The sequence below is a fragment of the Caulobacter sp. P4_E5 genome (assembly GCF_056401555.1).
On record NZ_JBFUJD010000136.1, the window covers coordinates 1 to 7,186 of the forward strand.

A 7,186-nucleotide genomic window follows, 5' to 3' on the forward strand; every position below is an offset into this window, starting at 1 on the left:
GGGCGGTACGACGGCTCCGGCCGCTGGCGCCGCCGCGGCCCCGGCTGCTCCGGCCGCCGGTGGCGCCACCGCGCCGCCCAAGGCCTGATCACTTGAAGACCTGATCGCCTTTTGGGCTGATCACCTAATCTGCAAGGGCCGCGAAGTTTTCTTCGCGGCCCTTTTCCTATGGCGCCGCTAGGGTTTGCGAACCGATTGTTCGCTGGAAAGCCCCGCCGATGAAGTTCCGCGCCCTGGCCGTCGCCGGCCTGCTTACCCTCGCCGCGTTTCCGGCCGTGTCCTGGGCCGCCGCCGCGCCCACCGTGGCGCTGAAGTCGATCGACGGCCTGTCGACGCCCCTGCCCTATCCCTATGACGAAAAGGCCGACGCCGAGGCGGACCTGAAGGCCGCCCTGAAACGCGCCAAGGCTCACAGGAAGCTCGTCCTGATCGACCTGGGCGGCAACTGGTGCGGCGACTGCCGCGTGTTCGCCGGCGTGATCGAGCAGCCCGACGTCAAGCGTTGGGTCGACAAGCACTATGAGGTCGTGACGATCAATGTCGGGCGCTACGACCACAACATGCAGATCCCGGCCCGCTACGGCGTCGACAAGCTGAAGGGCGTGCCCAGCTTCCTGGTGGTCGACACCAAGGGCAAGCTGGTCAACGATGGCGCCTTCTTCGCCCTGACCGACGCCCGCCACATGACGCCGCAGTCGATCGTCGACTGGCTGGCCCAGTGGGTGAAGTAGGGGGCGGGCGCCCACGGGCGCACTCGCTAGCCTTGGAGAACGCTTCCCCTCTCCCCTTGCGGGCCCTCTCCCCTTGCGGGAGAGGGTGGCCCGGAGGGCCGGGTGAGGGGTCGAAGACCGGGTCCGCCGCGACAGCGGACAGGCTGGTCGCCAAGCTGACAAGACTATCAACCCCTCATCCGTCAGCTTCGCTGACACCTTCTCCCGCAAGGGGAGAAGGAAACGAAAGGTCCGGCCCTACCCGCGCCGCGCCATCCACTGGGCCGCCAGCGCCGGCCAGGCCGCCTGGGTCCCGTCCAGCTCGCGCAGGGCGAAGCCGTGCGGGGCGGCGCCGAACACGTGGGCGTCGAGGTCCAGGCCCGTGTCGCGGGCGGTGCGGATGAAGTTCAGCGCGTGCTCGATCGGCACGGCCTGGTCGTGCAGGGCGTAGGCCAGGAACACCGGACAGCGCGGCACGCCGTGCGGCTCGGCCGCCAGACCGATCGGCCAGGCGTCGTAGAAGGCCTGCTTCTGCGGGGGCGGATAGTCGGGCTTGCCGGCCGGCGCCTTGTGGTCGCTGTGGTTGGCGTTGATCGGCGCGTAGGCGATCAGCAGGCCGGCGACGTCCGCGCCCGGCTGGCAGGCGAGGACGCCCGCCAGATGTCCGCCGGACGACAGGCCCAGCACGAACAGCGGCCGGTCGCGGTCGATGTGGCGCAAGGCCGCCAAACCGTCGGTCAGGGCCACATCTTCGGGCCAGACGCCGTCCTCACTCGGGGCGCCAGGCAGGCGGTGAGCCAGGACGAAGGCGTCGTAGCCCAGGCCATTGAGCCATTGGGCGATGTCGGTCCCCTCGCGGTCATGCATCAGCCGCAGATAGCCGCCGCCAGGACAGACCAGCACCCGCCCCTTCGGCGCGGCGACGCGGTAGGCGTGCAGCTCGCCGCGCGAGACCACATCGATCACGCGATCGGGCGGGTCTCCTTGCAGGACGTTGGCCGCTCCGGCGCTGAGTGGGATCACCTCGGACGCGATCACGAAACCCGCCGGTAGCCGAGCGGTGCGCCGATGCCCGCCGCCTCGATCCGGGCGATGGCTTCGGCCAAGGGCTCGATCGCCGTGGCCATGTGGTGAGCGTTGGCGTGCAGGATGGTGTCGGCGTCCAGCAGGATGGCCACGTGGCCCTTCCAGAACACCAGGTCGCCGCGCCGGCGATCGGCCTGCGCCACCTCCGGGAAGAAGCCGCGCTGCATGTCGGTGTCGCGCGGACAGGTCCGGACGCAGGCATACAGCGCCTGCTGCACCAGGCCCGAGCAGTCCAGCCCCAGCGACTCGCGGCCGCCCCACTGGTAGGGCGCGCCCAGGAAGCGCTCGGCGACGGCGACATAGTCGCGCTCGCCGCGCCCGATGGCGGTCAGGTGCGCCTCGACGAACCAGCCGGTCCCGACGCCCTTGGCGAAGCGGCCCTCGCGGGCCTCGACCGTGACCAGGGCGTTCAGGCTGTACAGCCCGTCAGGCCGCGACTTGATGTCGGGCTTGCTGAACGCATAGGTGCGGATCGCGCTGACGGCGTGGGTCGGCGGCGCGCCTTGCGGCATCAGCGCCGTGGCCTCGACGAAGCCGACATAGCCGTCACGCGCCGCCTGGCCCCAAGCGAAGCCGTCCTTGATCTCCAGCACCCGGAAAACCTCGCCGAACAACAGCTGGTCCCACTGCTCGGCGTCGGGCGAGGCCGTCGCGCGGATGGCCGTGGCCGGGACGGCGCAGACCATCACCTCGCTGGCCTCGAAGCGCTCGGCCGGGGCCAGGCCTTCCAGGCGCTGGTCGGCCAAATCGGCGCGGGCCAGGGTGACACGGGCGTCGCCAAGGAAGTCCAAGCTCATGCGAAACGGCCCTTGATCATGGCGAAGGCCGCGCGAATGGCCTGCGCCTCGCCCCCCACGGGGAATCCGGGGCGGCCCTTGGGGTTCCAGGCGAAGACGTCGAAGTGGGCCCAGGGACCCACATCTTCGCCCGAAGGCGCGAACTTCTGCAGGAACAGGGCGGCAGTCGTTGCCCCCGCTTGAGCCCAGCCGTCGGGGTCGTTCTTCAGATCGGCGACGTCGCTGTCCAGCGCCTCGCGATAGGCCTCGGTCAGGGGCAGGCGCCAGAGGGCGTCCTGCACCGCCCGCGACGCCGCCTCGATTTGGCCGGCCAGCTTGTCGTCGGCGGTCCAGAACGGGATGACGAACGGCCCCAGGGCGACCCGCGCGGCGCCGGTCAGGGTCGCGAAGTCCAGGGTCAGGGCCGGCTTCAGCTCGGCGGCGCGGGTCAGGGCGTCGGCCAGGATCAGGCGGCCCTCGGCGTCGGTATTGCCGACTTCCACGGTCAGGCCGGCGCGGGTCTGGAGCACGTCGCCGGGCCGCATGGCGTCGCCGGCGATGGCGTTCTCGACCACGGGCGTCAGGATCACCAGGCGCACCGGCAGGGCGGCCTGCATCATCATCCGACCCAAGGCCAGGGCGTGGGCGGCGCCGCCCATGTCCTTCTTCATCAGCCGCATGCCCGAGGACGGCTTGATGTCCAGGCCGCCGGTGTCGAACACCACACCCTTACCGACCAGGGCCACCAGCGGGTGCGAGGCGTCGCCCCAGCTGATCTCGATCATCCGCGGCGCGCGGGCCGGAACAGCGGCGCGGCCGACGGCGTGGACGGCGGGGTAGTTCTGGACCAGCAGCTCGTCGCCGGTGACGACGGCGATCGTCGCGCCGTATTTCTCGGCGATCTCGCGGGCGATGGTCTCGATCTGCAACGGCCCCATGTCGTTGGCCGGGGTGTTGACCATGTCGCGGGCCAGGGCGCAGGCGTGGGCCGTGGCGGTGACGGCGGCGGCGTCGACGCCCTTGGGCGCGACCAGCCGGGCGATCGGCTCGCCCTTCTTCTTGTAACGGTCGAAGCGGTAGGTCCCCAGCGCGAAGGCCAGGGTCGCCTCGCTAGGATCGATTCCCCTGGGTAGCTTGGTCAGCACGTAGTCGCCGGCTGCCAGCTTGCCCGCCAGTGTGCGAAACAGCGACAGATCCGCGCGGCCAGAACCCACGCCCAGCAGCACCCGTTCGACCGCCCCGCTCGCGCCCGGGACCGCCAGCACCTGGCCCGCCTTGCCCGTGAACTTGTTGGCGGCGGCGAAAGTCCTTACCGGCGCGCGCTTTTGGGCCAGGAAGCCCTCGACCTCGACCTCGGTCAGCGGATGGACCGGGATCGCCGCGCCCTCGGCCGAGGCCAGGATCGGATGCGTCGCGTCGGACATCGGCGGAACCCTTTAAAATTATGCTTAACGATTCCTTGAGGGCCACGCCGGATCATGGGCGCACCTTCGGGAGACCTGTCTTCATGTGTCGCAAGCGCGCGCTCGTCGCAACCGTTCTCGCCCCGGCTTTCGTGCTGATGGCGCTCGGCGCCCCCTTGGGAGCCTTCGCGGCGGACGCCCCCAAGCCCGCGCCGGAGGCGGTCGCCAGCAAGCCGGTCAAGGCCTCGCCGCAGCAGCGCGCCGAGGCCCGGCGGCTGGACCCGCTGGCCCGCGCGGCCTTCTGGGGCGCCGAGTTCGAGACCGACGCGGCCGACGCCGAGGCAGGCGCGGGCCTGGCCCAGGCCCTGCGCGGCTTGGGGCGCAACGACGACGCCGCCGAGACCGCGACTAAGGCCCTGATCGCCCATCCCGACGACACCGCCCTGCTGCTGGAGCTGGCCCGCGCCCATGTCGCGCGCGGCCAGGGCTTCTACGCCATCGAGCCGGCCCGCAAGGCCGCCGCCCTGACGCCGAAGGACTGGCGGCCGCTGACCCTGCTGGCCGTGGCCTACGAACAGGCCCAGCGCGACGAGGAGGCCGACGCCGCCCATCGCCAGGCGCTGGCCCTGGCGCCGAACGAGGCCACGCCGCTGGCCAACTACGCCATGCACCTGGCCGCCCGGGGCGATCTGCCAGGCGCCGAAGCCCAACTGCGCCGCGCCGCCGCCCTGCCCTCGGCCGGGATCCAGGTGCGCCAGAACCTGGCCCTGGTGGTCGGTCTGCAAGGCCGCCTGCCCGAAGCCGAGAAACTGGCCCGCGCCGACCTGCCGCCCGAACTGGTGGCCAACAACCTGGCCTATCTGCGCGCCGCCACCGGCCAGGCCGGCGGCGGTCGCTCGTGGGACGCCCTGAAGGCCGGCGGCGGGCAGTAGGCCCGCGCTTCAGCCATCAGGCTTGGAGCTTGCCCTCCGCCAGCAGTTCGCGGGTCCGTTTCAGCGTCGACAGCAAGGCGGCCTTGTAACCGGTGGGGCCGTCGAATTGCGCCTGCTCGGCCTGTTCCTGCGGGCCGTTCGGCGCCTGGCCGCGCAGCCCGAGATAGCAGTAGAAGCGCAGCTGCAGCGCACCGTCCGTATCCTCGAACAGTTCGTTGATGATGGCRCCTTCACGCGGGCCGGTGGCCTGGAAGAAGGTCACCTTGCTCAGCGGCTCGAGGGTGACGATCTCGCGGAGGTCGGCGCCGCCGATCGTGGCCTCGCGCACGAAATGGGTCGCGCTCTCCTCCGCGACATCACAGCGGGTGCAGAGGCCCGGCGGCAGGAACAGGCGGGCGTCGCGGGCCTTGAGCTCCAGGCCGGCCCAGGCTTGCGCCCGGGTCAGCTTGGTCTCGCCCTCGGGGTTCACCGGGATGGTGGCGGTTGAATAGATCATGGTCGTGTTCCTTGGGATCGGACTGAGCGGTCAGGCCGACTGGGCGGCGGTGGCGGCGATCTGGGTCGCGAAGTCGCGATAGGCGTGCAGCGGGCGGCCCAGGATCTGGGTCAGGCGCGCGACGTCGCCGGCCTCGGGGATCATGCCGTCGCCGACGAAGCGCTCGGCCATCAGGCGCATTTCATAGGCCATCCACTTGGGCATGAAGTTGGCCAGGTTCTGCTCGAAGCCCGACGGGTCATCACCGCCATAGGCGACCGGACGGCCCAGGACGTCCGACCAGATCGCCGCCACGGCGGCCCCGGTCAGCGTGTCGGGACCGACCAGGTTGATGGTCTCGATCGGCAGCCTGCCCGGCGCCTGGTCACGGCGGATCAGCTCGATCGCCGCGACCTCGGCGATGTCGCGGGCGTCGACCATGGCCACGCCCTTGCCGCCGACCGGCATCGGATAGACGCCGTAGTTCAGGACGACGTCCTTGATCGTCAGGTCGTTGTCGATGAAGTAGGCGGGACGCAGGATCGTGGCCGAAAAGCCCATCTGCTGGATCATCCGCTCGGCGCCGGACTTCACCGCGAAGTGCGGCACGTTCACGAAGCGGTCGGCGTGGATCACCGACAGATAGACGACCCGCTCGACGCCGGACTCGCGGGCGATGTTCAGGGTGATCAGCGCCTGGGTGAATTCGTCGGCCGCCACCGCGTTGAGCAGGAACAGCGTGCGGACGCCGGCGAACGCCGCGCGCAGCGCGTCGATGTCGAGCAGGTCGCCCTGCACGACCTCCACGCCGGCCGGGAAGTCGGCCTTCGAGGGATCGCGGACCAGGACGCGCACGGCGGCGTCGCGCGCGACGAGTTGCTGGACGACTTGGCGGCCGATACGGCCGGTGGCGCCGGTAACGAGGATGGTCATGGGAAAATCTCCGGGGTTCGAGTGACACCGGCAAATTAGTGATCCATACCTTGGCCAATAGACGCTAGATTTGGACAATCCGTCCCACTGGTGGAACACATGGACCTGCTCGCCCTCGCCGACTTCAACCTGGTCGCCCGGCATGGCGGGGTCGGCCGCGCGGCCCGCGCCGCCGGACGGCCCAAGGCGACCCTGTCGCGCAGGGTCGTGGAGCTGGAGGCCAGTCTCGGCCTGCGCCTGTTCGAGCGGGGCGGCCGAACGCTGAAGCTCACCCAGGAGGGACGGGCCCTGCACGAGCGCACGAGCGCCCTGCTCACCGAACTGGACGAGACCGCGGCGGGGATTGCTTCGGGCGGCAGCACGCCCCGAGGGTTGCTGCGGATCAGCGCGCCGTTGCTGTTCTCGCAGATCGCGATGGGCAGGCTGGCTGCCGAGTTCGCGATGAAATTCCCGGACATCCGCCTGGAAGTGACGACCGAGGACCGGGCCGTCGACATGGTCGAGGAAGGCTACGACCTGGTGATCCGCGTGAATCCGGATCCGGACGAGACCCTGGTCGGGCGCGCCTTCATGCGCGATCGCCTGGTGGCGGTGGCCAGTCCCGATCTCGCCCGGCCCACGGACGGATCCCCCGCCCCCGCGATCGTGCGCGGGACAGGATCAGGGATCGAGACCTGGAAGATGACGAACGCGACCGGGCCCCTGGTGGTCGATCCCGTCCTTGGCCTGCCCTCGTTGGTCATGGTCCGCGACGCGGTTCGCGCCGGGGTCGGTGTCGCGCGGCTTCCAATCTCGCTGGTTGGCCCCGACCTGGCGGCCGGCCGGCTGGCCCATTGGGGCGATATCGATGGACCGGAGATCGCCCTATGGA

8 protein-coding genes are annotated in these 7,186 nt (G+C 70.5%); 3 read left to right on the forward strand and 5 right to left on the reverse strand.

The window, feature by feature from the left end; all coding sequences use genetic code 11:
- The first annotated feature begins 218 nt into the window (after positions 1-218).
- Complete coding sequence (locus AC1DSO_RS24225; RefSeq protein WP_477071241.1) at positions 219-731, forward strand: thioredoxin family protein; 513 nt, start codon at positions 219-221, stop codon at positions 729-731.
- A 237-nt stretch (positions 732-968) separates the two neighbouring features.
- Here AC1DSO_RS24225 and AC1DSO_RS24230 read toward each other — a convergent pair whose 3' ends face one another.
- Genes AC1DSO_RS24230 through AC1DSO_RS24240 form a run of 3 tightly spaced genes read right to left on the reverse strand, consistent with a single transcriptional unit; the run spans position 969 to position 3,996 of the window.
- A complete protein-coding gene (locus AC1DSO_RS24230) occupies positions 969-1,748 on the reverse strand; it encodes an alpha/beta hydrolase (protein ID WP_477071242.1) in 780 nt (259 codons plus the stop codon).
- Entirely contained in the window at positions 1,745-2,593 is an 849-nt protein-coding gene (locus tag AC1DSO_RS24235) for a C40 family peptidase (protein WP_477071243.1), read from the reverse strand. Before AC1DSO_RS24235 ends, AC1DSO_RS24230 begins: the two co-directional genes overlap by 4 nt.
- On the reverse strand, positions 2,590-3,996 hold the full coding sequence (locus AC1DSO_RS24240; protein WP_477071244.1) for a leucyl aminopeptidase family protein: 1,407 nt from the start codon (positions 3,994-3,996) through the stop codon (positions 2,590-2,592). The genes AC1DSO_RS24235 and AC1DSO_RS24240 overlap by 4 nt, the downstream gene beginning before the upstream one ends.
- An 83-nt stretch (positions 3,997-4,079) precedes the next feature.
- Between AC1DSO_RS24240 and AC1DSO_RS24245 the strand changes: the two genes are divergently transcribed.
- Positions 4,080-4,907, forward strand: coding sequence for a tetratricopeptide repeat protein (locus AC1DSO_RS24245; protein WP_477071245.1), 828 nt, complete (start codon positions 4,080-4,082; stop codon positions 4,905-4,907).
- 16 nt (positions 4,908-4,923) lie between these two features.
- Here AC1DSO_RS24245 and AC1DSO_RS24250 read toward each other — a convergent pair whose 3' ends face one another.
- A complete protein-coding gene (locus AC1DSO_RS24250; protein ID WP_477071246.1) occupies positions 4,924-5,403 on the reverse strand; it encodes an SRPBCC family protein in 480 nt (159 codons plus the stop codon).
- A gap of 30 nt (positions 5,404-5,433) precedes the next feature.
- Positions 5,434-6,315, reverse strand: a complete 882-nt coding sequence (locus AC1DSO_RS24255; RefSeq protein ID WP_477071247.1) for an SDR family oxidoreductase — start codon at positions 6,313-6,315, stop codon at positions 5,434-5,436.
- 99 nt (positions 6,316-6,414) lie between these two features.
- Here AC1DSO_RS24255 and AC1DSO_RS24260 point away from each other — a divergent pair.
- On the forward strand, positions 6,415-7,186 hold a 772-nt coding region (locus AC1DSO_RS24260), incomplete at its 3' end, for a LysR family transcriptional regulator (RefSeq protein WP_477071248.1).